The sequence below is a fragment of the Actinoplanes aureus genome (assembly GCF_015704865.1).
GTDB lineage: Bacteria > Actinomycetota > Actinomycetes > Mycobacteriales > Micromonosporaceae > Actinoplanes > Actinoplanes aureus.
This window is the reverse complement of sequence record NZ_JADQTO010000008.1, coordinates 153,690-178,602: the sequence shown is the minus strand read 5'-3', so window position 1 is coordinate 178,602 and position 24,913 is coordinate 153,690. Positions and strand designations below refer to the sequence as shown.

Sequence of the window (24,913 nt, the reverse complement as noted above, 5' to 3'; positions counted from 1 at the left end):
GGTGATCTTCGCTGCACTCGAAACCGGCCAAAAGAGCACAAGATTCGGGTCTTGACCCCGCGCCTCGAACAGCAACCTGAGCCGGGGACAATGGGTGTATGCAGACCCGCACCGACCTACGCAACGTCGCCATCATCGCTCACGTCGACCATGGCAAAACCACCCTGGTCGACGCCATGCTGCGCCAGGGCAGCCAGTCCCACGCGCGCGGCGAGATGGCCGACCGCGTCATGGACTCCATGGACCTGGAGCGGGAAAAGGGCATCACCATTCTCGCCAAGAACACGGCGATCAGCTACCGGCCCGCCGACGGTGAGCCCGTCACCATCAACATCATCGACACCCCCGGCCACGCCGACTTCGGCGGTGAGGTCGAACGCGGCCTCACCATGGTCGACGGCGTCGCGCTGCTCGTGGACGCCTCCGAGGGCCCGCTGCCGCAGACCCGCTTCGTGCTGCGCAAGGCGCTGCACGCCAAGCTGCCGATCATCCTGATCATCAACAAGGTGGACCGGCCGGACGCCCGGATCAAGGAGGTCGTCGACGAGACGTACGAGCTCTTCCTCGACCTCGACGCCGACGAGCACCAGATCGAGTTCCCGATCGTCTACGCGTGCGCCCGCGACGGCATCGCCTCGCTGACCCAGCCCAAGGACGGCACCGTCCCCGAGGACTCCACCGATCTCGAGGTGCTGTTCAGCACGATCCTCGAGACCATCCCGGCCCCGACCTACACCGAGGGCGCGCCGCTGCAGGCGCACGTGGTCAACCTCGACGCCTCGCCGTTCCTCGGCCGGCTCGCGCTGTGCCGCGTGCACGAGGGCACCATCCGCAAGGGCCAGACCGTCGCCTGGTGCAAGACCGACGGCACGATCTCCAACGTACGCATCTCCGAACTGCTGGTCACCGAGGGCCTCGAGCGCAAGCCCGCCGAGAGCGCCGGCCCCGGCGACATCATCGCCCTCGCCGGCATCCCGGAAATCATGATCGGTGAGACCCTCGCCGACGCGGAGAACCCGATCCCGCTGCCACTGATCACCGTCGACGAGCCGGCCATCTCCATGGTCCTCGGCACCAACACCTCACCGCTGGTCGGCAGGGTCAAGGGCGCCAAGGTCACCGCGCGCATGGTCAAGGACCGCCTCGACAAGGAGCTGATCGGCAACGTCTCGCTCCGGATCCTCCCAACCGACCGCCCCGACGCCTGGGAGGTCCAGGGCCGTGGTGAACTCGCCCTCGCCATCCTGGTCGAGCAGATGCGCCGCGAAGGCTACGAGCTGACCGTCGGCAAGCCCCAGGTCGTCACCCGCACCGTCGACGGCAAGGTGCACGAGCCCGTCGAGCGGCTCACCATCGACGCCCCCGACGAGTACATGGGCGCGATCACCCAGCTTCTCTCCACCCGCAAGGGCCGCATGCAGGAGCTGATCAACCACGGCACCGGCTGGCTGCGGATGGAGTGGCTCGTCCCGGCGCGCGGCCTGATCGGCTTCCGCACCGAGTTCCTCACCGAGACCCGCGGCACCGGCATCATGCACCACCTCTACGAGGACCACGAGCCGTGGTTCGGCGAGCTCCGCACCCGCCAGAACGGCTCCCTGGTCGCCGACCGGGCCGGCGCGGTCACCGGCTTCGCAATGATCAACCTGCAGGAGCGCGGCCAGCTCTTCGTCGAGCCGAGCACCGAGGTCTACGAAGGCATGATCGTCGGCGAGAACTCCCGCGAGGACGACATGGACGTCAACATCACCAAGGAGAAGAAGCTCACCAACATGCGCGCCGCGAGCGCCGACAACACCGAGCGCCTGATCCCGCCGCGCAAGCTGTCCCTCGAGCAGGCCCTGGAGTTCTGCCGCGAGGACGAGTGCGTCGAGGTCACCCCGGCCGCGGTCCGCATCCGCAAGGTCGAGCTGGACCAGACCGTCCGGGGCCGCGCCGCGGCCCGCCGCAAGCACCAGCAGTAGCTCCCACTTCGAACGGCCCGCCCACCCTGTGGGCGGGCCGTTCCTGCGCTCCAGCTCCGCACGCCACCTTCCTTCTTTCAAGACCCCGTTTCGGTACGCGGCAGGCAGTCCCGCCAGCCCACACCTGCCCGCCCTGCCGCGCGAGCCGGTGCGCGCTCGAGGCCGCACCGCGACCGCCGGGCTGGGTGGGGCCTACTCCGCCACGGGCGCGACGGAATGCCACGAGCCCGGGCGACCGATGGTCGCCCGGGCTCGTCGCTCTGTCCGGATGGTGCGGAACGGCGCTCCGGCCGTACCGAAGAGGGGCTTTGATCCTCAGTTCTTGGTGCTGATCAGCTCGCGCTTCCGGTCGCGGGAGGATTTCATCAGGCTCGCGACGGTGGCTACGGCCAGCGTGCCGAGGATGATCAGCAAGGAGAGCCAGATCGGGATCTCCGGTGCCCAGTGGAAACCGTGCCCACCGTTGATGAACGACAGGCTGTTGGTGTGCAGGGCCTCCAGGACCAGCTTCACACCGATGAAGGCGAGCACCACGGCCAGGCCGATGTTCAGGTAGACCAGGCGCTCCAGCAGGCCGCCGAGCAGGAAGAAGAGCTGGCGCAGGCCCATCAGCGCGAAGACGTTCGCGGTGAAGACCAGGTACGGCTCCTTGGTGATGCCGAAGATCGCCGGGATCGAGTCGAGCGCGAAAATCAGGTCGGTGGTGCCGATCGCGATCATGACGATCAGCATCGGGGTGAACAGCCGCTTGCCGGTCTCGGTGACCACACTGAACCGGCCGTCGCCGAACGAGCTCGACAGCGGCAGTGCCCGCTTCGCCCAGCGGATGAGGATGTTCTCCTTGAAGTCCTCCTCGTCGTTCTCCCCGTCCCTCACCAGCGTGATCGCGGTGTAGACGAGGAACGCGCCGAAGATGTAGAAGACCCAGGAGAACTGCGAGATCAGCGCGGCGCCGGCGGCGATGAACGCGCCACGCATGACGAGCGCGAGCACGATGCCGATCAGCAGCACCTTCTGCTGAAGGTGTCGTGGCACCGCGAAGCGGGCCATGATGATCACGAAGACGAAGAGGTTGTCGACGCTCAGCGAATACTCGGTGAGCCAGCCGGTATAAAACTCACCCGCCGCCTGCCCACCGGCCGCGACCCAGACACCGATGCCGAAGACCAGGGCGAGGCCGACGTAGAACGCGACCCAGCTGCCCGCTTCCTTCATGCTGGGTTCGTGTGGTCTGCGCCCGATGATCAGAAGATCGACGGCGAGCACAGCGATGAGGGCGACAAGAGTGACACCCCAGACCCAGGCGGGAACGTTCAACGAGGACCTCCGGCAGACACGGGTCGTCGCTGCGCCCACCCTGAGATCGAGCGAGAGCAGCGACGTGCGACTGTCGGAGGTCTCTTCCGCCACGGACGACCGAGTCGATCCGCGACCACCGGCCCCGGGCTCGCCTCAGGGGGCGTTCCGTGTTGACGAGACCGGAGCGGGGGAATACTCCCCTCCCACATGAGCCATTGTTGCGCATCCTGGTTGCGAACGGCACATCGGGAGGCCGAGGAGTGGCGGGACTCGCGGTCAAACCACCCATCCCGGCCATACTCGACTTAAACTACCGACCGCTCTCGGTTCATCTGCCGTCAATTCCTCCGAAAAGACGCCGCGCCTCAGCTTAACCCCGGGGCTGGGGGCCGGATCCGCCCCTTTCACAATCCGCTGGAGCATCCTAGTAAGCTATCCATCTAGGGCGTATGGGACGATTACGGGCATGGTTCTCGAAGTCACGCTGATCGACGTACTTCCCGGCCGGGCGGATGACTTCGTCGCCGCCTACCAGATGGCCCGCCCAATGCTGGCCGGCGCGCCGGGCTGCCGTTCAGTACGCCTCAAGCGCGGCATCGAGTCAGCGAACCGTTTCGTGCTGCTGGTCGAGTGGGACAGCATGGACGCACACGAGCACAACTTCCGCCGCACCGAACGTTTCGCCCAGTGGCGCGCCCTGATCGGCGGATCGCTGGCCCAGCCACCGCTCGCGGAATTCTTCACCGACGCCCACACCGGCAGCCGCCCCGACGCCGACCACGACTTCTTCGCCGGCTGACCCCGCGGGGCGCAGGCCCACACGCATCCACCGGGCTGCAAGCCCAGCCGCAACCACCGGCCGCCGGCCTAAGCGGGACCAGCAAGCCGCCGGCCCAGCCGCAACCCACCCGGCCGCCAGCCCAGCCACAGGCCGCCAGCCCCGTCGAGTCCAGCGGGCCGGGAGTGCGGCCGAGACCATGGCCGCCGTCGCTTCGGCTGGTCCGGGTGATCCGCGGCGGACCGCCGGCCGAGCTACCAGAGGGAGGCCGCCCGGCTGGCCGCTTACTTCACGCCCGCCATGTCCATGCCGCGCAGCTCCTTCTTCAGCTCGGAGATCTCGTCGCGGATCCGCGCAGCCAGCTCGAACTGCAGCTCCCGGGCCGCGCCCAGCATCTGGTCGTTGAGGTCCTGGATGAGCTGGGCCAGCTCGGCCCGGGCCATGCCGGCACGAGCCGTGCCGCTGCCGGCCTTGCCCTTCGACCGGGTCTCCGGCACCGGGGCCTTGCCGCGGGACATCTGCCGGCCGCCGCCGCCGACCATCGGGCCGGAGACCACGGAGTCGGTGTCCTCGGCCTCCCGGTAGATGTCGTCGAGGATGTCGTGGATCTTCTTGCGGAGCGCCTGCGGCTTGATGCCGTTGGCCTCGTTGTGCGCGATCTGCTTGTCCCGGCGGCGCTCGGTCTCGTCGATCGCGTCGCGCATCGACGGCGTGATCTTGTCCGCGTACATGTGGACCTCGCCGGACACGTTTCGCGCCGCCCGGCCGATGGTCTGGATCAGCGAGCGGCCGCTGCGCAGGAAGCCCTCCTTGTCCGCGTCCAGGATCGCCACCAGCGAGACCTCGGGCAGGTCCAGGCCCTCGCGCAGCAGGTTGATGCCGACCAGGACGTCGTAGTCGCCCTTGCGCAGCTCCTTGAGCAGCTCGACCCGGCGCAACGTATCGACCTCGGAGTGCAGGTATCGCACGCGAATACCGTTCTCCAGGAGGTAGTCGGTGAGGTCCTCGGACATCTTCTTGGTAAGCGTGGTGACCAGCACCCGCTCGTCCCGCTCGGTACGCAGCTTGATCTCGTGCATCAGGTCGTCGATCTGGCCCTTGGTGGGCTTGACGACGACGTGCGGATCGACCAGGCCGGTGGGGCGGATGATCTGCTCGACGAACTCGCCCTGAGCCTGTCCCATCTCCCACGGACCGGGAGTGGCGGAGAGGAAGACCATCTGGCCGACCCGCTCGAGGAACTCGTCGAAGCGCAACGGCCGGTTGTCGGCGGCGCTGGGCAGCCGGAAGCCGTGCTCGATGAGGATCCGCTTGCGGGAGGCGTCACCCTCATACATTCCGCCGATCTGCGGGATCGTGACGTGCGACTCGTCGATGACGGTGATGAAGTCGTCGGGGAAGTAGTCGAGCAACGTGTACGACGGCTCGCCGAAGGCCCGGCCGTCCATGTGCATCGAGTAGTTCTCGATGCCGTTGCAGAAGCCGACCTGGCGCATCATCTCGAGGTCGTAGGTGGTGCGCATCCGCAGCCGCTGCGCCTCGAGGAGCTTGCCCTGCCGCTCCAGCTCGGCGAGCCGGTCGGCCAGCTCGGCCTCGATGTCGCGGATCGCCCGCTCCATCCGCTCCGGCCCGGCCACGTAGTGCGACGCCGGGAAGATGATCAGCTCGTCGACCTCGCGGATCACCTCACCGGTGAGCGGGTGCAGGTAGTAGAGCTTCTCCACCTCGTCGCCGAAGAGCTCGACCCGGACGGCCAACTCCTCATATGCCGGGATGATCTCCAGCGTGTCGCCGCGGACCCGGAAGGTGCCCCGCTGGAAGGCCATGTCGTTACGCGTGTACTGAATGTCGACGAGCCGGCGCAGCAGCTTGTCGCGGTCGATCTCGCCGCCGACCTTCACCCGGACGGCGCGATCCACATACTCCGCCGGGGTGCCGAGGCCGTAGATGGCGCTCACGGTGGCCACCACGATGGTGTCGCGCCGGGTCAGCAGCGACATGGTGGCCGAGTGGCGCAGCCTCTCGACCTCCTCGTTGACCGAGGAGTCCTTCTCGATGTAGGTGTCGGTCTGCGCGATATACGCCTCAGGCTGGTAGTAGTCGTAGTAGCTGACGAAATACTCCACCGCGTTGTTCGGCAGCAGCTCGCGGAACTCTTTCGCCAGCTGGGCGCAGAGCGTCTTGTTGGGTGCCATCACCAGCGCCGGCCGTTGCAGCCGCTCGATCAGCCAGGCCGTGGTGGCACTCTTACCAGTACCGGTGGCGCCGAGCAGGACGGTGTTGCGGTCGCCGCGGCGCACCCGTCGCTCGAGATCGTCGATGGCAGCAGGCTGGTCACCGGCGGGCTGAAAGTCGCTGACGACCTCGAACCGGCCGTCGAGTCGTGGGATGTCGAGCGCCATGCCCACCACCGTACGTCGGGGGTATGACAAGTTCTCGAAGCCGCGTGCTGAGGGTGCACATTCGGCCCCGCTGATCGCCATTGTCCGGCCTTGAAAGGGCCGCCTACCCTGGTCAGGTAGGCCGCTCGCGGCGGCCCACAGGCACCCGACGGATCGCCAGACGCTCCGTGGTGCCGCACCGTGGTCGATGCGCCCTGGACGCCCCGGCGAGCGCACCTGCGGTGGGTCGCGCCCAGCGCTGACCGGCCGCCGCGAGGGCCACTTACTGTGCCGGGGAAAGCGGCTGCCAGCCGGTGGCCTCCGCCCAGTCGTCGGCCGCCCGCGCCTCCGCCTCGAACCAGGGTTCCTTCGCCACGGCGTACCCCGCCCGGTCCTGATGCCGCAGCGCCAGCTCCGCCTTCGCCGCGGCATAGGCCTCGCGGGCCTCGGGCACCGCGCGCAGGTGGTCGCGCATCAGCAAGGCGAACCGCCAGCCCGGTGAGCCGGCCACCCGGACGTGCAGATTCACCCGGTATCCGGGGTCGGCGCACCCGTGCAACCGCTTCGGCCAGGTCCCGCCCGGGATGCCGTGGGCGTTGTCGGCCCACTCCCCCGAGCGACGCGGGAAGCCGACCGCACCCAGCCGGTCCGCGAGACCGTCCGCCTCGGCAAGCGTGCGAACGCTCAGCATCAGATCGATGATGTCCTTGGCCGGCAGCCCCGGCACCGCGGTCGAGCCGATGTGATGCACCTCGCCGCCGGCACCGAGCCCGTGCCGGATCCGGGCGATCAGCCGGGCAGCCGCCTGCGGCCAGGACGGGTCGGACGGCACGACGCGCAGCTCGGAGCCCTTCGCCGCAGACCTGCGTAGCCGCAGGTTCCGCTCGTACTCGACGAGTCGCTCCCGCCACAGAAGATCCACCTGAGCGTGCAGGCGGTCGAGGCCGGCGTCGTTGGTGAGGACCACGTCGGCGGCCGCCCGCCGGCTCTCGTCGTCGGTCTGCGCATCGATCCGGGCGGCGGCTTCCGCCGCCGTCATGCCACGCAGGCGGGTCAGCCGGTCGATGCGCAACTCACGGTCGGCCATCACCACGATCACCAGGTGGTACGACGAAGCGAGCCCCGCCTCGACCAGGAGCGGCACGTCGTTGACCACGATCGCGTCGGCCGCCGCCGCCCGGGTCAGCTCGGCGGTCCGCGCCCGCACCCGGGGATGAATGATCCGCTCCAGGCTGCGGCGCGCCTCCTCGTCGCCGAACACCTTCGCGCCCAACGCCGGCCGGTCCAGCTCGCCCTCGGTGTTCAGGACACCCGTCCCGAACAGCGCGACGATCTCCGCGAGACCGTCGGTCCCCGGCCGGACGACCTCGCGGGCGAGCACGTCGGCGTCGATGATCACCGCACCACGCTCGGCGAGCCGCCGGGCGACCGCGCTCTTCCCCGCACCGATTCCGCCCGTAAGCCCGACCCTCAGCATGGAACCAGTATCGCGGTCGGGTTGATCAGTCCTAGGCCCCGGGCCACCGGTGTGCGAAAAGGGCGAAAGGCCGCCCCGACCGGAGTCGGGACGGCCTTTCTGGGGTACTACCGGCTGACGGTGGTGACCGTCAGGTTCAGCTCTTGCCGCCGGCCAGCTTCTCGCGCAGAGCGGCGAGCGCCTCGTCGGTGGCCAGGGTGCCCGCCGGCTCCTCGGCCGAACGCGCCGGGGCCGACGAGCTCGTGGAGGACGACGACGAGGACGACGAAGAGGTCACGCCGCCGCCGGCCGGAGCCGGGTTGAGCGCAGCCTCGGCGTCGGCCTCGCGGGACGCCTGAACCTGCTTGGTGTGGGCCTCCCAGCGCTCGCGGGCGTCGGCGTACTGCTTCTCCCACGTCTCGCGCTGCTTGTCGAAGCCCTCGAGCCACTCGCCCGTCTCGGGGTCGAAGCCCTCCGGGTAGATGTAGTTGCCCTCGTTGTCGTACGTCGCGGCCATGCCGTAGAGGGTGGGGTCGAAGTGCTCCTCGCCCTCCACGAAGTTCTCGTTGGCCTGCTTGAGCGACAGCGAGATCCGGCGGCGCTCCAGGTCGATGTCGATGACCTTGACCAGAACGTCCGACCCGACCTGCACGACCTGCTCGGGCAGCTCCACGTGGCGCTCGGCCAGCTCGGAGATGTGCACCAGGCCCTCGATGCCGTCGTCGACGCGGACGAACGCACCGAACGGAACGAGCTTGGTGACCTTACCCGGCACGATCTGGTTGATCGCGTGGGTCCGGGCGAACTGACGCCACGGGTCCTCCTGCGTCGCCTTCAGCGACAGCGAGACGCGCTCGCGGTCCAGGTCGACGTCGAGCACTTCGACCTCGACCTCCTGGCCGACCTCGACAACCTCGGACGGGTGGTCGATGTGCTTCCAGGAGAGCTCCGAGACGTGCACCAGACCGTCCACGCCACCCAGGTCCACGAAGGCACCGAAGTTGACGATCGAGGACACGACGCCCTTGCGGACCTGGCCCTTCTGGAGCTTGTTGAGGAACTCGGTGCGAACCTCGGACTGCGTCTGCTCGAGCCAGGCCCGGCGGGACAGAACCACGTTGTTGCGGTTCTTGTCCAGCTCGATGATCTTGGCCTCGAGCTCGCGACCGACATACGGCTGGAGGTCGCGGACACGACGCATCTCGACCAGGGAGGCCGGCAGGAAGCCACGGAGGCCGATGTCGAGGATGAGACCACCCTTGACGACCTCGATGACCGAGCCGCGGACGACGCCGTCGTCCTCCTTGATCTTCTCGATGGTGCCCCAAGCACGCTCGTACTGAGCGCGCTTCTTCGAGAGGATCAGACGGCCTTCCTTGTCCTCCTTCGTGAGGACAAGGGCTTCGATGTGGTCACCGACCGACACCACTTCCGCGGGGTCCACGTCATGCTTGATCGACAACTCACGAGAGGGGATGACACCCTCGGTCTTGTAGCCGATGTCGAGCAGGACCTCGTCCCGATCGACCTTGACGACGGTGCCTTCGACAATGTCGCCGTCGTTGAAGTACTTGATGGTCTCGTCGATGGCTGCGAGGAAAGCTTCCTCCGAGCCGAGGTCGTCGACGGTGACCTTGTTGGCGCTCGAGGTGGCCTCGATGCTGCTCGTCATGTGGACAGTTGCTCCGAACGGATGGTGTCGTGGTGTCTCTCGCGCCCGACGGAACTGCCACCGGAAGCGGCACGAGCGAACGAGGACGACCAACCCGAGAGCAGTCTGATCAACGCAGTCGAACATGCCGAGACCGGCGACCACGGAGCCTGCTCCCTGCCGAGGCACACGATCCGCGAGCGCATCGACTAGCTTACCGTGCGCATTACCACAGGTTGCAAGCCCTCCTGAGGACCGCGGCATATTGTTCCGGCCGAACCCGTCAGCATGCCCGTTTTGAACCGAATCAGGGCGACTGACACGCCTGTCGTACCGTTGCCGAGTGACCCAGATCCCCACCTCAGAGACCTCTCCACGACGTGTGACCGAAACCGAGGCACGTCACGCCAACCGCGCCTGGTGGGATCTCGACGCCGACGACTACCAGGGCGAACACGGCGCGTTCCTGGGTGACGTCGACTTCGTCTGGTGCCCCGAACGGCTCCGGGAAGACGATGTGCGCCTGCTCGGCGACGTACAGGGCAAATCGATCTTGGAATTGGGTGCCGGCGCCGCGGCAGCCTCGCGGTGGCTGCGCCGCGAGGGCGCCCGTCCGGTCGCCATGGATCTCTCCGCGGGCATGCTGCGGCATGCGAGCGACGCGGCCAGACGCAGCGGGGTACGGGTACCGCTGATCCAGGCCGACGCGCTGGCCCTGCCGTTCCGGGCGGACTCGTTCGACATCGTGTGCACCGCCTTCGGCGCCATCCCGTTCGTCGCCGACTCGGCCGCCGCGATGCGTGAGGTGGCTCGCGTGCTGCGGCCCGGCGGAAGCTGGGTGTTCTCGGTCACTCATCCGATGCGCTGGGTCTTCTGGGACGAGCCGGACGAGAGCGGGCTGCTGGTGCGCAACTCGTACTTCGACCGCTCGCCGTACGTCGAACGCGACGAGTCCGGCCGGGTCACCTATCTGGAACAGCACCGCACCGTCGGCGACCGGGTACGGGAACTGGTGGCGGCGGGCTTCGTGCTGCGTGATCTGGTCGAGCCGGAATGGCCGGAGGGTCACGAGCAGGTGTGGGGACAGTGGAGTCCGCTGCGGGGGCGGCTCTTCCCCGGCACGGCGATCTTCGTGTGCCACCTGCCAGCCGTTTCTTCATGACCCGGCGGGGTATCGAGGCAGCATGACCAGTGCCAAGAAAAGCCCGAAAAAGGGCGACAAGGTGAGCTGGCGCAGCCACGGGGAGACGGTCCGCGGCACCGTTCAGCAGAAGATCACCAAACGGACCGAAGCCGCCGGACGGACCGTCGCCGCCTCCCCGGAGGAGCCGCAGTACAAGGTCAAGAGCGACAAGACCGGGCGCGAGGCGGTGCACAAGCCGGAGGCTCTCCGGCATGGCTGACACCGACGTGTACGCCGAGTTCCGCGACGCCGTGAACATGACGTCCGCCGAGCTGCGCGACTGGCTGGGCAGCGAGGAGTCCCGCGACGTCGGCCAGAAGTCGTCCGCAGGTGCCGAGTCGGTCGGCCACGACTCCGGCCGGAAGATCGTCACGATCCTCGGGAAGAAAAAGGCCGACCTCACCGAGGCCGACGAGAAGCACATGCGGAAGGTGGTCGGCTACGTCCACCGGCACATGGCCCAGCGCCCGGACGGCGACGTGGCCGAGAGCCGCTGGCGGTACTCGCTGATGAACTGGGGCCACGACCCCCTCAAGAAGTAGCCGCCGGCCCGCGGCCGGTGTCCAACAGCCCGGCGAGCAGGGCGAGCGTCGCGGGGACGGGCCGGTAGTAGACCCAGGTGCCGCGGCGGACGGAGTCGACCAGGCCGGCTTCGCGCAGTGTGCGCAGGTGATGCGAGATCGTGGGGCCGGTCAGGGAGAACGCCGCGTTGAGGTCACAGACGCAGACCTCGCCGGCTTCGGCCGAAGCGATCATCGAGAGCAGACGCAGCCGGACCGGGTCACCGAGTGCCTTGAAGACGACGGCCAGAGAACCGGCTCGCGCGGCTTCCAAGGGGCCGTCGACGAGCGCGCGGGCCTCGGCCGAGGTGGCATTGAGTGAGCCGGCATTGGGTGAGCCGGCACTGGGTGAGCCTGCGGCCGGGCGCGGCCCAGCGAGCACGCCGGCCGCGCGCGGCGGCGCAACGGGAAAATCGGCCGCACCCGGCGGCACAACGGAGGAGCCAGCCGCACGCGGCGCAGCCAGCGACCCGGCGGCCGCATCTCGCGCGACGGGCAAGACGCCGGCAGGTCGCAGCGCAGCGGGCGAGGCACCGGCCGGACGCGGCACAGCGGGCTCGGCGGCGGACGCGCACGGGGGCGCGACGGAAGAACCAGCCGCACGCGGTGGCGGCGCAACGGGCAAGCCGGGCGGACGCGACACAGCGGGCTCGGCGGGTACGGGGGCCGTGGATGGTGGGAGGGTGCCGGCAGGGGGCCGGATGGCTGGGCCGGTTGCGACCGCGGCGACGGGGTTCATCGGCATCGATCGGTTTGGCATCGGACCAGGGTGGCAGATCGGAGTAGAAGGTGCGACGGAGCCACCCGGAAGAGTGTGCGGCGCGGCCGAGGTTTGTCGGCCGCGCCGGCGAAAGCGGCGGCCGAGGTTTGTCGGCCGCGCCGGCGAAAGCGGCGGCTGAGCGCCGCCGGCCGGGCCGGCGGCGGTGGGGTCAGTGGTCGGCGCCGTTCCAGTCGCGGCCGGTGCCGACGGAGACCTCGAGCGGGACGGAGAGCGGGTAGGCGCCGCCCATCTCGCGGCGGACGAGCGCCTCGAGAGACTCCATCTCGCCGGGTGCGACCTCGAAGACCAGCTCGTCGTGGACCTGGAGCAGCATGCTCGAGGCCAGGCCGGAGGCCTTCAGCGCCTCGTCGACCCGGAGCATCGCGATCTTGATAATGTCGGCGGCGGAGCCCTGGATCGGGGCGTTGAGCGCCATCCGCTCGGCCATCTCGCGGCGCTGCCGGTTGTCGCTGATCAGGTCGGGCAGGTAGCGGCGGCGGCCGAGGATGGTGGCGGTGTAGCCGTCCTGGCCGGCCTTGCGGACCACGTCCTGCAGGTAGTCGCGCACTCCGCCGAACCGTTCGAAATACTCCGTCATCAGGCCGCGCGCCTCGTCGGTGGAGATGCTCAGCTGGTTGGAGAGGCCGAAGGCGCTCAACCCGTACGCCAAGCCGTAGTTCATCGCCTTGATCTTGCGGCGCTGGTCGGGGGTGACCTCGGTGAGGCCGACGTGGAAGACCGACGACGCGGTGGCGGCGTGGAAGTCGGCGCCGGAGTTGAAGGCGGCGATCAACGCCTCGTCGCCGGAGAGGTGCGCCATGATGCGCATCTCGATCTGGCTGTAGTCGGCCGTCATCAGCTGGTCGAACCCGGGACCGACGATGAAGGCGCGACGGATCCGCCGGCCCTCCTCGGTGCGGATCGGGATGTTCTGCAGGTTCGGATCGGTGGACGAGAGCCGGCCGGTGGCGGCGACGGTCTGGTTGAACGTGGTGTGGATCCGGCCGTCGTCGGAGACCGACTTGAGCAGGCCGTCGACCGTCGACTTCAGCTTCGCCACGTCGCGGTGGCGCAGCAGGTGCTCCAGGACCGGGTCGCCGGTCTGGGCGAAGAGGTTCTGCAGGGCGTCGGCGTCGGTCGTGTAACCAGACTTGATCTTCTTGGTCTTGGGCAGGCCGCGCTCGACGAAGAGGATCTCCTGAAGCTGCTTGGGCGAGCCGAGGTTGAACTCGCGGCCGACGACCTCGTGTGCCGCCTGCTGCGCCGCCTTCACCTCGGCGGCGAAGTGCGCCTCCAGCTCGGACAGGTAGTCGGTGTCGGCGGCGATGCCGCGCCGCTCCATCTCGGCGAGGACCACCGACAGCGGCTGCTCCACCTCGGCGAGCAGGCGCTGGGACTCGCCGCCGTCGCGGGACAGCTCGGCGATGAGCACATCGGCCAGGTCGAGGGTGGCGCGGGCGCGGAGCATCACACCCTCCTCGGCGGCACCCTGGTCACCGAGGCCGTCGAGGGTGAGCTGGCCGTTGTCCGGCTCCTCGACCCGCAACTCGCGCTTCAGGTAGCGCAGAGCCAGGTCGGTCAGGTCGTAGGCCCGCTGGTCGGGCTTGGCCAGGTAGGCGGCGAGGGCGGTGTCGACGGTGATGCCGGCGAGCTGCCAGCCGTGCGCCTGGAAGGCGAGCATCGCCGGCTTGGAGTCGTGGACCACCTTGGGCCGGGTGGGCTCGGCGAGCCAAGCGGCGACGGCCCGCTCGTCGTCCTCATCGAGGGTGCTCGGGTCGAACCAGGCGGCCGGGCCGTCACCGGTGGCGACGGCGACGCCGGTCAGGGTGCCGGTGCCGCGGCCGAACGTGCCGGTGACGGCGACGCCGACCGGGGCCAGGGCGGCGTGCTCCTGAAGCCAGCCGGCCACCTCACCGGACCGCAGGACGCGGCCCTCGATGTCGAAGCCGGACTCGGCCTCGGGCTCGACCGCCTCCAGGTACGAATACAGCCTTTCGCGCAGCACCCGGAACTCCAGCGCGTCGAAGACGCTGTGCACCGCCTCGCGATCCCAGCCCTGCCAGCGCACGTCCTCGGGGCGCAGCGGCAGCTCCAGGTCACAGACCAGAGCGTTGATCTCGTAGTTGCGCAGCACGTTGGCCAGGTGGGCCCGCAGGCTCTCCCCCGCCTTGCCCTTGATCTTGTCGACGTTGGCGACGATGCCGTCGAGCCCGCCGAACTCGTTGATCCACTTGGCGGCGGTCTTGTCGCCGACACCGGGCACGCCGGGCAGGTTGTCGCTGGTCTCACCGACCAGCGCGGCCTTGTCCCGATAGCGCGCCGGCGGCACGAAGTATTTCGCCTCGATCGCCTCCGGGGTCATCCGCCAGACCTCGGAGACACCGCGCACCGGATAGAGGATCGTGACGTGCTCGGTGGCGAGCTGGAAGGCGTCGCGGTCACCGGTGGAGATGACGACCTCCATGCCGGCCTCCCGCGCCTGGGTGGCGAGGGTGCCGATCACGTCGTCGGCCTCATAGCCCGGCTTCTCCACCACCGGGATGCGCAGCGCCTCCAGCACCTCCTTGATCAGGCTGACCTGACCCTGGAACGGCTTTGGCGTCTCGGACCGGCCGGCCTTGTAATCCGCGTATTTCTCGGTGCGGAAGGAGACCCGGGAGACGTCGAAGGCCACGACGATGTGTGTCGGCTTCTCGTCGCGCAGCATGTTGATGAGCATCGACGTGAAGCCGAACACCGCGTTGGTCGGCTGGCCGGTCTGGGTGCTGAAATTTTCCACCGGCAGCGCGAAGAAGGCCCGGTAGGCCAGTGAGTGGCCGTCGAGCAGCAGCAGGCGGGGGGTCTGGGCGTCGTCGCTCACGTCCGGAACTCTAGTCCCGGGGTGTGACAACTTCGCTGACCGCCCCGCCCGCTCTACAGCACCTTGCTGAGGAATGCCTTGGTGCGCTCCTGCTGCGGATTGGCGATGATCTCGTTCGGCGGGCCCTGTTCGACGACGACGCCGCCGTCCATGAAGACGACGTTGTCGGCGACTTCCCGGGCGAAACCGATCTCGTGGGTCACCACGATCATGGTCATGCCCTCCCTGGCGAGGTCCTTCATGACGTCCAGGACCTCACCGACCAGCTCCGGGTCGAGCGCGCTGGTCGGCTCGTCGAAGAGCATCAGCTTGGGCCGCATCGCCAGCGCCCGGGCGATCGCGACCCGCTGCTGCTGGCCGCCGGAGAGCTGACCGGGATAGTTGTCGACCTTGTCGCTGAGACCCACCCGCTCGAGGAGCGCGCGCGAGCGGTCGCGTACCTCCGCCTTGTTCTCCCGTTTGACCCGGCAGGGCGCCTCCATGACGTTCTGCAGCACCGTCATGTGCGGGAAGAGATTGAAGCGCTGGAAGACCATGCCGATCGACTGGCGTTGACGGGCGACGTCCCGCTCCCCCATCTCGTGCAGTTTGCCGCCGCGTTCGCGGTAGCCGACCAGATCGCCGTCGACCTCGATCCGGCCGGCGTTGATCTTCTCGAGGTGGTTGATGCAGCGCAGGAACGTCGACTTGCCGGAGCCGGACGGGCCAAGCACACAGGCCACCTCGCCACTGGCCACGGTGAGGTCGACACCTTTGAGGACCTCGAGCGAACCGAAGGACTTGTGGACGTTGTCCGCGCGTACCATCACCGGGATTTCGGTCATGTCGTCCCTCCCAGGCCCGCGCCGCCCGCGCCCACGCCGCCCTGCTCGGCCTGAATCGTCTGCAGGCGCATGCGGGCGCGGCCCGCCGCGCCGTAGCCCTTGCCGAAGTGCCGCTCCAGGAAGTACTGGCCGACCATCAGGATGCTGCACAGGATCAGGTACCAGATCAGCGCGGCGATCAGAACCGGCAGGACCACGAACGTCCGCGCCGACACGGCCCGGAGCTGGAAGAAGAGCTCCGCGGTGACCGGCACGAACGCCACCACCGAGGTGTCCTTCAACATGGCGATGACCTCGTTGCCAGTGGGCGGCACGATCACCCGCATCGCCTGCGGTAGCACGATGCGACGCAAAACCTGACCGCGGGACATGCCCAGCGCCACCGCTGCTTCGGGCTGCCCCTCGTCGATGGACTGGATGCCGGCCCGGACGATCTCCGCCATGTACGCGGCCTCGGACAGGCCGAGCGCGAGCATCGCGGCCACGAAGCCGGCCAGCAAATCCTTGGACTCGATGCTCCAGATCTGGCCGTTGAAGTTGTCGATGCCGAACAGGGCACCGATCTGCTTGTCGAACGGCAGGCCGAAACCGACCCGGCTCCACAGGACGTTCAGGTTTCCGAACACCACGGCGAGCACCAGCCGCGGCGCGGCCCGGAAGAACCAGGTGTAGAGCCACGCCACCGAAGAAAGGATCTTGTTCGGCGAGAGCCGCATGATCGCCACGACGACACCGAGCACCACGCCGATGAGCATCGAGAAGACCGTCAGCAGGAGCGTGCCCCGCAGGCCCTCGAGAACCGGCTCGGTGAACATCACGCCGCGCTTGCCCTCTTCGTACGAGACGAAGATGAACGACCAGCGGAAACCCTCGTTGGTGAGGAGCATGTGCAGGAACATCGCGGTGAGCACCGCGAGGACGACGATGGCAACCCATCTACCAGGGTGCCGTACGGGCACGGCCTTGATCGGTTCAGGCCGTGCCCGTTCGGTTGTTTGCTGATCCGTCATGCCGGACGGCTCATGCCTTCGGGTTCACCGCGGAGGTGGTGACCGAGCCGGCCTCCACGCCCCACTTCGCGAGGGCGGTCTTGTACGAGCCGTCGGCGATCACCGCGTTGACCGCCTCCGAGATCACATTGGCGAACTCGGTCTTGTCCTTGCCGACCGCGTAGCCGTACGGCGCCGAGTCGTAGATGTCGCCGAGCAGGGCGAGCTGACCGTTGGTCTGCTTCACCGCGTACGCCACGATCGGGGAGTCGGCGAGCATCGCCTCGTCCTTGCCGGTCACCACGGCGTTGGTGGCGTCCGACTGGGCCTGGTACTGGTCGATCGTGATCTCCGGCTTGCCGGCGTCGGTGCACTTCTTCGACCGGGCGGTCAGGTCGTCGACCTGAACCGTGGCGGTCTGCACCGCGATCTTCTTGCCGCAGGCGTCGTCCGGGTTGACGGTGGCGCCGGTCTTGGCCGCCCACTGGGTGCCGGCCGAGAAGTAGGAGATCATGTTGACCTCCTTCATCCGCTCCTCGTTGATCGTGAACGAGGAGACGCCGACGTCGTACTTCCCGCTGGTCACGCCGGGGATGATGCTGTCGAAGGTGGCGGTCTGCCACTCCGTCTTCAGGTTGAGCTTCGCGGCGACCGCGTTGAACAGGTCGACGTCGAAACCGATGATGGTCTTGCCGTCGGCGTCCAGGAACTCGTTCGGCGCGTACGTCGAGTCGCTGCCGATCACCAGGGTGCCCTTGGCCTTGATATCGGCCGGGACCTTGTCGGCCAGAGACGTGTCAGCGGAGGTCTGGGTCGCCGGTTCAGTGGAGCCGGAATCGGACTCCTCGCCGCAGGCGGACAGTGACACGGTCATCGCCGCCGCGACGGCCAGGCCGAGGATCGCCCGCCGGCCGGGGGTGGTGCGGAACATGGGGTACTCCTAGGGGTAAGCGAAGTTAGGCGACGCCGAGGTACGCGTCCTTCACCGCGGGGTCGTGCAACAGTTCCTGGCCGGTGCCCTGCTTGACGATCCGGCCGGTCTCCAGAACGTACGCGCGGTGCGCCCGCGACAGCGCCTGTTGTGCGTTTTGTTCCACCAGCAGCACGGTTGTGCCCTGCTGGTTGATCTCGACGATGATGTCAAAGATCTGCTGGATCAGCATCGGTGCCAGACCCATCGACGGCTCGTCGAGCAGGAGCAGCTTCGGCCGGCTCATCAGCGCGCGCCCGACGGCGAGCATCTGCTGCTCACCACCGGAGAGCGTGCCGCCGACCTGCTTCTCGCGCTCCTTGAGCCGAGGGAAGAGGGTGAACGCCCGCTCCATGTCCTCGTTGATCTCCGAGCGGTTGCGTCGCGTGTACGCACCCATCTCGAGGTTCTCCCGGACCGTCATGCCCGGGAAGACGCCCCGGCCCTCCGGCGACTGAGACACACCGCGCACCACCCGCAGGTCGGCGCGCATCTTGGTGATCTCTTCACCGTCGAAGTGGATCGAGCCCTGGGCGATCGGCCGCAGACCCGAGATCGCCCGCATCGTGGTCGACTTGCCGGCGCCGTTCGCGCCGATCAGCGCCACGATCTCACCCTCGGCCACGTTGAGGCTGATCCCGTGCAGAGCCTGGATCCGCCCGTACAGGAGGGTGATGTCGCGCAACTCAAGCAGCATCGGTGGGCACCCCCAGGTAGGCGGCGATGACCGCCGGGTTGTCGCGCACCTCGGCGGGCGTGCCCTCCGCGATCTTCTTGCCGAACTCCAGCACCACGATCCGGTCGGTCACCCCCATCACCAGGCGCATGTCGTGCTCGATCAGCAGGACCGTCACTCCGGTGTCGCGGATCTTCTTGATCAGGTTGAGGAGATCGACCTTCTCCGCCGGGTTGAAGCCGGCGGCCGGCTCGTCCAGGCAGAGCAGGGTCGGGTTGGTCGCCAGCGCACGGGCGATCTCCAGACGGCGCTGCTCACCGTAGGCGAGGTTACGGCTCACCTCGCCGGCCCGGTGCTCGATGCCCACGAAGCGCAGCAGCTCCAGGGAGCGGGCCCGCCCGGTGCGCTCCTCGCGCCAGTGCCGCGGGAGACGGAACAGCGCGCTGATCACGCTGGTCTTGTGGTGGGCGTCCGCACCCACCATCACGTTCTCCAGCGCGGTCATCTCCGGGAAGAGCCGCACGTTCTGGAACGTACGCGCGATACCGGAAGTGGTGATCTGGTGCCGCTTCTTGCCGACGAGCGACTCGCCCTGGAAGCGGATCCCACCGCTCGTCGGCCGGTACACGCCCGTGATCGCGTTGAAGCAGGTCGTCTTGCCCGCACCGTTCGGGCCGATCAGCCCGAAGATCTCGCCCTTGCGGAGCGTGAAACTGACGCTGTTGAGCGCGACGACGCCGCCGAACCTCAGTGTCACGTCGTCGACCTCGAGCAGGGCGTCGGGATCGGCCGGCCGCCCGGATCGCGGCTCCTCCTCCGTTGCCGGACCGGTCGGGATCGGCACGTCCGCCCGGCGGGCGTTCGCCTCGTCCAACTGCTCCGGAGTCTCGATGTGCGGCTCGCTCATTGCGGAGCCACCTCCTTCTCCCGGTCCTTCAGCTCCATCGCGCGTCGCCGGCTCGGTATCAGACCCTGCGGCCGCAGCACCATGATCAAGATAATGGCGAAGCCGAAGATCGCGAACCGGTACTCGTACAGGTCGACGCCGCCGGCCTCGATGCCACGCAGGCGGTCCGGGATGTAGGAGATCAAGGCGCCGCCGAGGATCGCGCCGGCGATGTTGCCCGAGCCACCCATCACCACACCCGCCAGCACCAGGATCGAGAACTGCAACTGGAACGTCGCCGAGTTGATGAAGTTCTGGTTGCCGGCCCAGATCGTGCCGCCCAGGGCGCCGATGAACGCGCCGATGGCGAACGCCCACAACTTGTACTTGAAGGTCCGCACGCCCATGATCTCGGCGGCTTCCTCGTCCTCCCGGATCGCCAGCCAGGACCGGCCGACCCGGCTGCGGTCCAGGTTACGCACACCCAGGATGACCAGGATGATCACGGTGAGACCGAGCCAGAAGTACGGGGTGGCGTCGGCCACGCCGAAGATCGGCTTGCCGTCCGTGCCCTCGCCGGGCGGGTGCGGGATGCTGCTGAAGCCGCGCTCACCACGGAGGATGTCGGTACTCGTCGCCACGATTCGGATGATCTCGGCGAAGCCGAGCGTCACGATCGCCAGATAGTCACCGCGCAATCGCAGCGTCGGCCAACCCAGCAAGACGCCCGCCACCATGGTGATGGCCAGCGCGATCGGAATCGAGTAGAGCCACGCCCACTCCGTCTTCAGGATGCTGTCCGGAGAGGTCAGCAGCGCTGTGCAGTACGCACCGACGGCGAAGAAGCCGACGTACCCGAGGTCGAGCAGACCGGCGTAGCCGACCACCACGTTCAGCCCGAGTGCCAGCAGCACGTAGTACGACATGTTGAACAGCGCGCTGGGCCAGTCGATGCCCTGCGTGATGATCTGCGGCCCGATCAGCGGGATGGAGCCCACGTACGGCAGCATGTAGGCCGCCACGGCGACCAGCACCATGACCAACACGCGGACCGCCACGGGCTGCCGGCCGAACAGGCCCCGCATCGCGCGGCCGTTCGTCTTTCCATTGGCCGTGCTCATGCGCGGGCCCTCCCCAGAGACTCACCCAACAGGCCGGTCGGGCGGAACAGCAGGATCAGCACCAGGATGATGAACGCCGCCGCACGCAGCCACTCCGAGCCGAGCAGGCTCGCCGCGTAGACCTGCACCAGGCCGAGCAGCAGGCCGCCCAGCAGCGCACCGCGCAGGTTGCCGATACCGCCGAGAACAGCGGCCGTGAACGCCTCGATGCCGAGGATGAAGCCGGCGTCGAACCGGGTGACACCGATCTTCAGGTCGTACATCACCGCGGCGATACCGGCCATCAGGCCGCCGACCAGGAAGACCAGCATGATGACGCGGGATTTGTTGACGCCCATCAGGGCGGCCGCGTCCGGGTTCTGCGCCACCGCGCGGATGCCGCGGCCCAGCCGGGACCGGTTGATGAACTGGTCCAGCGCGAACATGCTCACCAGCGCCAGGCCGATGATGAGGATCTGCAGGTTCGTGATGTGCATGTTGCCGATGACCAGGACGTCCGTCGGCCGGATCAGGTTCGGCACGCCACGCTGGTTGCGGTGGGTGAGAACGCCGACGACCTCGGAGATGAAGAGCGAGGCACCGATCGCGGTGATCAGGAACGCCAGCGGGGGCGCGTTACGCCGGCGCAGCGGCCGGTACGCCACCACCTCGACGGCGAGCGCCGTGACGCCGGAGATGAGAATCGCGGCCACCAGGCCGATAAGCAGATACCCGATCACCGCGCCCATCCCGGGCGTCGCCGAGTTCTGGTCGAGGCCGAAGAAACCCCAGACGATGAGACAGGCATATGTGCCGACGAGGAAGACCTCGGAGTGCGCGAAGTTGATCAGCCGAAGGACGCCGTAGACCAGGGTGTAGCCCAGAGCGAACAAGGCGATGATTGCGCCCTGTGTAAGGCCGGCGATCGTCAGCGGCCCGAAATCTTGAATCAGACCGGAAAAATTCACAAGAGGGCTCCAAAACGACGAGGTCGGTGTGGCCGGAGATCATCCGGCCACACCGGCCCTTCACAAAGAGTTACCGCCGAACGGTCAGGAAATCTTGATCTCCTGGTCCGCCACGTTCTCGCCGGCTTCGTTGAACTTGAACGCCCACACCTTGATCAGCGTCGGGTCCAGCTCGCCGGTCGAGGTGAACTTGTAGGTGTTCGCGATGCCCTTGTAGTTCACGGTCGACAGGTACTCGTTGAGCTTCTCGTGCGTCGTGTTGCCCGCCTCGATGCCCTGCAGGAAGATGTTCGCCGCGTCGTACGCCACGTCCGAGTAGGTACCGGCCGGAACGCCCCACTTGGTCTTGAAGGCGGTGTTGAACTCGTCGCCCGCTGCCTCCGGCGGCGAGCAGGGGCAGGTCACGATCGTGCCGGCCGCGGAGGCGTTACCGGCCGCCTTGGACAGACCCGGGTCCTTCATGCCGTCGCCGCCGAGCAGCACGCCCTTCCAGCCGGCCGAGGTCAGCTGCTTACGGATCAGACCGGCGTTCGTGTAGTAACCGCCGTAGAACAGCGCGGTCGCGCCGCTCGACTGAACCTTCTGCACCAGCGCCGAGAAGTCGGCCTGCTTGCCGTCACCCTCGGTCTTGTCGCTGGCCACCACCGCGGCGCCCAGCTTGGACTTGACCACGTCGGCCAGGCCGGCACCGTACGCGGACTGGTCGTCGGCCACGAAGACCTTCTCGGCCTTCAGCGTGTCCTTGATGTACGCAGCGGCCGCCGGGCCCTGCGCGTCGTCGTTCGCCACCGCGCGGTGGAAGACCTTCCACCCCTTCGACGACAGCGAAACCCGGGTCGCCGACGGCGAGACGGCCGGGATGCCGGCTTCGTCGAAGATCGGCATGGCCGCCTCCGACTCACCGGAGAACGGCGGGCCCACAATGCCGATGATCTTCTTGTCCGCCACCAGGCTACGGGCCACACCCGGAGCCACCTCAGCCGCGCCCTGCGAGTCGAATTTGGCGACCTCGATACAGGTCGACCCCTTCTTCTCGTTGTACTGGTTGATCGCGAGCTCGAAGCCCTGCGAGATGTTGACACCCAGGTTGGCGGCCGAACCGGTGAGCGCGCCGAAGAACGCAAGCTTGTAGCCGCAGTTCGAACCCGTCGCCGTATCGCTGCTCGTATCCTTATTACAAGCTGCCGAACCGGCCAGCAGCCCGATGATGGCCACTCCGCCGATCGCTCGCGCGAGAACCTGCCTCAAGGTTGGAACCCTCCTCCATACCGAACCCACCGGGCCACCATGCGCTGATTGGCACTTGCGTCCCACATCACGCGCACTCAGCCCGTCATGGGGCCGGACGCTATCCCAGGAGAGTCACAGGTAGGTAGAGTTCAAACGGGCTTTCACCGAACCGTTACGTGCCGTGACCGAACGCACAGAGCGAGTGTTACAAGCCGTCGTCTGTCAAGGTCAACGCAACGACAAGGTCAACTCAAGCCGGGGTGCTCCCGGACTCCTGCGCCTCGGCCAGGATCCGGTCGGCGACCTCGCGCATCGTCATCCGGTGGTCCATCGCCGTGCGCTGGATCCACTTGAACGCCTGCGGCTCGGTCATCGCGTACTTCGTCATCAGCTCGCCCTTGGCGCGCTCCACCGACTTGCGGGTCTCCAGGCGGTCGGTCAGACCGGCGACCTCGGACTCCAGAGCCGCGATCTCCGAATACCGCGACAGGGCGATCTCGATGGCCGGCACCAGGTCGGACTTCTGGAAAGGCTTCACCAGGTACGCCATCGCGCCGGCCGCGCGGGCCCGCTCCACGAGATCACGCTGGCTGAACGCGGTCAGGATCACCACCGGCGCGATCCGGCCGCCGGCGATGCGCTCCGCGGCCGCCAGACCATCCATGATCGGCATCTTGATGTCCAGGATCACCAGGTCGGGCTTCAGGTCCTCGGCCAGGCGCACGGCGGTCTCACCGTCGCCCGCCTCGCCGACCACGTCGTAGCCCTCCTCGACGAGCATCTCGGCGAGGTCCAGCCGGATCAGGGCCTCGTCCTCGGCGATGAGCACCCGCTTGCGCTCGGCACCAGCCTGCGTGTCGGCCACGGAAACCCCTACCCCCAGAACGTCGATGTCGCGACACCCCGGTATGTGGGTACCGCCGCCCTAAGCCTAGTGGGTAGGCTGTCGAAGACTCATCCTGGCGTGACCAAGTCATGCCCGGTTCGATATGCCGCGCCAGGGCATGCCAAGATGGGTATGTCGGCCCCTGTATTCCAACCGGCAGAGAAGATGGTCTCAAACACCATACAGTGTGGGTTCGAATCCCACCGGGGGCACCACATCTGATCATGCATAACCGCAGGATTACGCCCGTCTATTCGACAGCGCTCAGCAAGGCGGGCGCAGGCGCGACGGCCGCACCCGGGAATCGAGCGGCCGGTCAATTCACGCGGCATTTCTTTCATTCCGGTGACCGGTGCGTTACCGCCGCGATAAGTGCGCTGATCAGCGACGTACTCGGGTTGCGGAACAGAATCGCCGACCGGCTCCGGATGGCGAAAAACGGTCGCCGAACGATTCCGGCTCACCTGATGTGATCTTGGCCAATCTCGGCGAACCCGGGGCCTCGGCCTGCCCCGGATGCTGTCATGGCAAGGACAGCTGCTGCGGGAGGCCTCATGTTGTGGTCCGGTTCTTCGCCCTTGACCGTCGCACGCGGGAGCATGTGGGGGTTCCTGATGTTCGCGGGGGCGGCGTGGCTGGCGATCGCCTGGGCGGTGATGCGGCTGGAGCCGACGGACATCGCGGCGGTGGCGGGCCCGATCATCCTGTTCGGCGCGGTGTGCGAGCTGGTACGCGCGCTCGCCGGAACCCGTACCTGGTGGCTGAACGCGATTCTGGCCGCCCTGTTCACCGCCACCGGCGTGGTCCTGCTGACCTCGTCGGACTCGTCGTACACCACACCGGCCTCGCTGATCGGCTGGTACCTGATGGTGCGCGGAGCCGTGGACGTCGCGGTCGGGGTCCTCACGCGCGGCTCGGACCGGATATGGAGCCTGCTGGTCACTGTGGGGGTGCTCGAGATGGCACTCGGCTTCTTCTCGGCCAGCCCGTACTCGCGTACCACTGACCTGGTTCTCGTCGTGCTGGGCGCGCTCGGCGCCCTGCGTGCGGTGGCCGACCTGGTGACCGCGTTGCGGCTGCGTGAGGTGGCCGCCACCCGCAAGGACGTGCTGGAACTGCCGCCGGAGCGGGCCGCCGGCGTGACCGGCTACACGGCCGGCCTGACCGACTTCGAGGGCGCGCCGCATCGTTCGCGGGCCCGGCACCGCGCCCGGACCGGCCCGCCCACGGTGATCGCCGGGGAGGCCACCACCACCGGCGAGACCTTCCACGAGCAGGTCGTACGGACCACGGCGGACCTGGACGCGATGCTCGCCCAGGCCGGCGTGGGCGGACCGCGGGTGGACACCACAACGGTGCCGAAGGACCTGCCGCCGGTCCCGGACACGCCGGAAGGCGTCGAAGGCATGCCTGCCGGGCGAGCCGGTGACGCGGACCGATCCGGTCGGGGCTGATGAGGGACTTGTCCCCGGCCCCGCCGGTGATGGATCCG

General features: G+C 67.9%; 21 protein-coding genes and 1 tRNA gene. 7 read left to right on the top strand and 15 right to left on the bottom strand.

Annotated features, from left to right (window positions below; translation table 11 throughout):
* The first annotated feature begins 98 nt into the window (after positions 1-98).
* Positions 99-1,964, top strand: a complete 1,866-nt coding sequence (gene typA, locus I4J89_RS19090; protein ID WP_196415342.1) for a translational GTPase TypA — start codon at positions 99-101, stop codon at positions 1,962-1,964.
* 315 nt (positions 1,965-2,279) lie between these two features.
* Here typA and I4J89_RS19085 read toward each other — a convergent pair whose 3' ends face one another.
* On the bottom strand, positions 2,280-3,281 hold the full coding sequence (locus tag I4J89_RS19085; RefSeq protein ID WP_196415341.1) for a TerC family protein: 1,002 nt from the start codon (positions 3,279-3,281) through the stop codon (positions 2,280-2,282).
* A 448-nt stretch (positions 3,282-3,729) separates the two neighbouring features.
* On the opposite strand from I4J89_RS19085, the gene I4J89_RS19080 reads away from it, so the two are divergent.
* Positions 3,730-4,062 carry an antibiotic biosynthesis monooxygenase family protein gene (locus I4J89_RS19080; RefSeq protein WP_196415340.1) on the top strand — a complete coding sequence of 111 codons (333 nt, stop codon included), beginning with the start codon at positions 3,730-3,732 and terminating at the stop codon, positions 4,060-4,062.
* A 263-nt stretch (positions 4,063-4,325) separates the two neighbouring features.
* Here the strand turns inward: I4J89_RS19080 and uvrB are convergent, their stop codons facing one another.
* From uvrB to rpsA, 3 genes are all read right to left on the bottom strand, one after another.
* A complete protein-coding gene (gene uvrB, locus I4J89_RS19075) occupies positions 4,326-6,443 on the bottom strand; it encodes an excinuclease ABC subunit UvrB (protein WP_196415339.1) in 2,118 nt (705 codons plus the stop codon).
* Between the two features lie 262 nt (positions 6,444-6,705).
* Positions 6,706-7,899 carry a dephospho-CoA kinase gene (gene coaE, locus I4J89_RS19070; protein WP_196415338.1) on the bottom strand — a complete coding sequence of 398 codons (1,194 nt, stop codon included), beginning with the start codon at positions 7,897-7,899 and terminating at the stop codon, positions 6,706-6,708.
* 136 nt (positions 7,900-8,035) lie between these two features.
* Entirely contained in the window at positions 8,036-9,676 is a 1,641-nt protein-coding gene (gene rpsA, locus I4J89_RS19065; protein WP_196415481.1) for a 30S ribosomal protein S1, read from the bottom strand.
* Positions 9,677-9,872: 196 nt separating this feature from the next.
* On the opposite strand from rpsA, the gene I4J89_RS19060 reads away from it, so the two are divergent.
* The 3 genes from I4J89_RS19060 to I4J89_RS19050 are packed head-to-tail and all read left to right on the top strand — an operon-like array spanning position 9,873 to position 11,254.
* A complete protein-coding gene (locus I4J89_RS19060; RefSeq protein WP_196415337.1) occupies positions 9,873-10,691 on the top strand; it encodes a class I SAM-dependent methyltransferase in 819 nt (272 codons plus the stop codon).
* A gap of 22 nt (positions 10,692-10,713) precedes the next feature.
* On the top strand, positions 10,714-10,932 hold the full coding sequence (locus tag I4J89_RS19055; RefSeq protein ID WP_196415336.1) for a hypervirulence associated TUDOR domain-containing protein: 219 nt from the start codon (positions 10,714-10,716) through the stop codon (positions 10,930-10,932).
* Entirely contained in the window at positions 10,925-11,254 is a 330-nt protein-coding gene (locus I4J89_RS19050; protein ID WP_196415335.1) for a DUF3140 domain-containing protein, read from the top strand. Before I4J89_RS19055 ends, I4J89_RS19050 begins: the two co-directional genes overlap by 8 nt.
* Here the strand turns inward: I4J89_RS19050 and I4J89_RS19045 are convergent.
* The 11 genes from I4J89_RS19045 to I4J89_RS18995 form a co-directional block, all read right to left on the bottom strand.
* Positions 11,244-11,546 carry an ArsR/SmtB family transcription factor gene (locus I4J89_RS19045; protein ID WP_196415334.1) on the bottom strand — a complete coding sequence of 101 codons (303 nt, stop codon included), beginning with the start codon at positions 11,544-11,546 and terminating at the stop codon, positions 11,244-11,246. The two genes, I4J89_RS19050 and I4J89_RS19045, sit on opposite strands and share 11 nt — an antisense overlap.
* Positions 11,547-12,201: 655 nt before the next feature.
* Positions 12,202-14,892, bottom strand: coding sequence for a DNA polymerase I (polA, locus tag I4J89_RS19040; protein ID WP_196415333.1), 2,691 nt, complete (start codon positions 14,890-14,892; stop codon positions 12,202-12,204).
* 53 nt (positions 14,893-14,945) lie between these two features.
* Positions 14,946-15,716, bottom strand: coding sequence for an amino acid ABC transporter ATP-binding protein (locus I4J89_RS19035; RefSeq protein ID WP_304519421.1), 771 nt, complete (start codon positions 15,714-15,716; stop codon positions 14,946-14,948).
* Positions 15,713-16,726 (bottom strand): amino acid ABC transporter permease, encoded by a 1,014-nt coding sequence (locus I4J89_RS19030; protein WP_196415332.1) that lies wholly within the window; start codon positions 16,724-16,726, stop codon positions 15,713-15,715. The genes I4J89_RS19035 and I4J89_RS19030 overlap by 4 nt, the downstream gene beginning before the upstream one ends.
* A gap of 10 nt (positions 16,727-16,736) precedes the next feature.
* A complete protein-coding gene (locus I4J89_RS19025; RefSeq protein WP_196415331.1) occupies positions 16,737-17,636 on the bottom strand; it encodes an ABC transporter substrate-binding protein in 900 nt (299 codons plus the stop codon).
* A gap of 25 nt (positions 17,637-17,661) precedes the next feature.
* Positions 17,662-18,372, bottom strand: a complete 711-nt coding sequence (locus I4J89_RS19020) for an ABC transporter ATP-binding protein (RefSeq protein WP_196415330.1) — start codon at positions 18,370-18,372, stop codon at positions 17,662-17,664.
* A complete protein-coding gene (locus I4J89_RS19015) occupies positions 18,362-19,258 on the bottom strand; it encodes an ABC transporter ATP-binding protein (RefSeq protein WP_196415329.1) in 897 nt (298 codons plus the stop codon). The genes I4J89_RS19020 and I4J89_RS19015 overlap by 11 nt, the downstream gene beginning before the upstream one ends.
* The gene (locus tag I4J89_RS19010; RefSeq protein WP_196415479.1) at positions 19,255-20,322 is read right to left on the bottom strand and encodes a branched-chain amino acid ABC transporter permease; all 1,068 of its coding nucleotides are present in this window, start codon (positions 20,320-20,322) and stop codon (positions 19,255-19,257) included. Before I4J89_RS19010 ends, I4J89_RS19015 begins: the two co-directional genes overlap by 4 nt.
* A 32-nt stretch (positions 20,323-20,354) precedes the next feature.
* On the bottom strand, positions 20,355-21,305 hold the full coding sequence (locus I4J89_RS19005; RefSeq protein ID WP_196415328.1) for a branched-chain amino acid ABC transporter permease: 951 nt from the start codon (positions 21,303-21,305) through the stop codon (positions 20,355-20,357).
* Positions 21,306-21,389: 84 nt separating this feature from the next.
* Positions 21,390-22,553 (bottom strand): branched-chain amino acid ABC transporter substrate-binding protein, encoded by a 1,164-nt coding sequence (locus I4J89_RS19000; protein WP_196415327.1) that lies wholly within the window; start codon positions 22,551-22,553, stop codon positions 21,390-21,392.
* Positions 22,554-22,785: 232 nt separating this feature from the next.
* Entirely contained in the window at positions 22,786-23,400 is a 615-nt protein-coding gene (locus I4J89_RS18995; protein ID WP_196415326.1) for an ANTAR domain-containing response regulator, read from the bottom strand.
* A gap of 159 nt (positions 23,401-23,559) precedes the next feature.
* Between I4J89_RS18995 and I4J89_RS18990 the strand changes: the two genes are divergently transcribed.
* Positions 23,560-23,636: transfer RNA gene (locus I4J89_RS18990), tRNA-Leu, on the top strand.
* Between the two features lie 363 nt (positions 23,637-23,999).
* Positions 24,000-24,875: a DUF308 domain-containing protein gene (locus I4J89_RS18985; RefSeq protein ID WP_230859188.1), complete on the top strand. Its 876-nt coding sequence runs from the start codon at positions 24,000-24,002 to the stop codon at positions 24,873-24,875.
* The last annotated feature ends 38 nt before the right edge of the window (positions 24,876-24,913 follow it).

Excerpts from the sequence above, each read along its gene's own strand:
- I4J89_RS19050 (WP_196415335.1), top strand. The coding sequence starts at position 10,925 with ATGGCTGACACCGACGTGTACGCCGAGTTCCGCGACGCCGTGAACATG.
- I4J89_RS19020 (WP_196415330.1), bottom strand. The coding sequence starts at position 18,372 with ATGCTGCTTGAGTTGCGCGACATCACCCTCCTGTACGGGCGGATCCAG.
- I4J89_RS19010 (WP_196415479.1), bottom strand. The coding sequence starts at position 20,322 with ATGCGGGGCCTGTTCGGCCGGCAGCCCGTGGCGGTCCGCGTGTTGGTC.
- I4J89_RS19030 (WP_196415332.1), bottom strand. The coding sequence starts at position 16,726 with ATGACGGATCAGCAAACAACCGAACGGGCACGGCCTGAACCGATCAAG.
- I4J89_RS19080 (WP_196415340.1), top strand. The coding sequence starts at position 3,730 with ATGGTTCTCGAAGTCACGCTGATCGACGTACTTCCCGGCCGGGCGGAT.
- I4J89_RS19055 (WP_196415336.1), top strand. The coding sequence starts at position 10,714 with ATGACCAGTGCCAAGAAAAGCCCGAAAAAGGGCGACAAGGTGAGCTGG.
- typA (WP_196415342.1), top strand. The coding sequence starts at position 99 with ATGCAGACCCGCACCGACCTACGCAACGTCGCCATCATCGCTCACGTC.
- I4J89_RS19025 (WP_196415331.1), bottom strand. The coding sequence starts at position 17,636 with ATGTTCCGCACCACCCCCGGCCGGCGGGCGATCCTCGGCCTGGCCGTC.
- I4J89_RS19035 (WP_304519421.1), bottom strand. The coding sequence starts at position 15,716 with ATGACCGAAATCCCGGTGATGGTACGCGCGGACAACGTCCACAAGTCC.
- uvrB (WP_196415339.1), bottom strand. The coding sequence starts at position 6,443 with ATGGCGCTCGACATCCCACGACTCGACGGCCGGTTCGAGGTCGTCAGC.
- coaE (WP_196415338.1), bottom strand. The coding sequence starts at position 7,899 with ATGCTGAGGGTCGGGCTTACGGGCGGAATCGGTGCGGGGAAGAGCGCG.
- rpsA (WP_196415481.1), bottom strand. The coding sequence starts at position 9,676 with ATGTTCGACTGCGTTGATCAGACTGCTCTCGGGTTGGTCGTCCTCGTT.
- I4J89_RS19015 (WP_196415329.1), bottom strand. The coding sequence starts at position 19,258 with ATGAGCGAGCCGCACATCGAGACTCCGGAGCAGTTGGACGAGGCGAAC.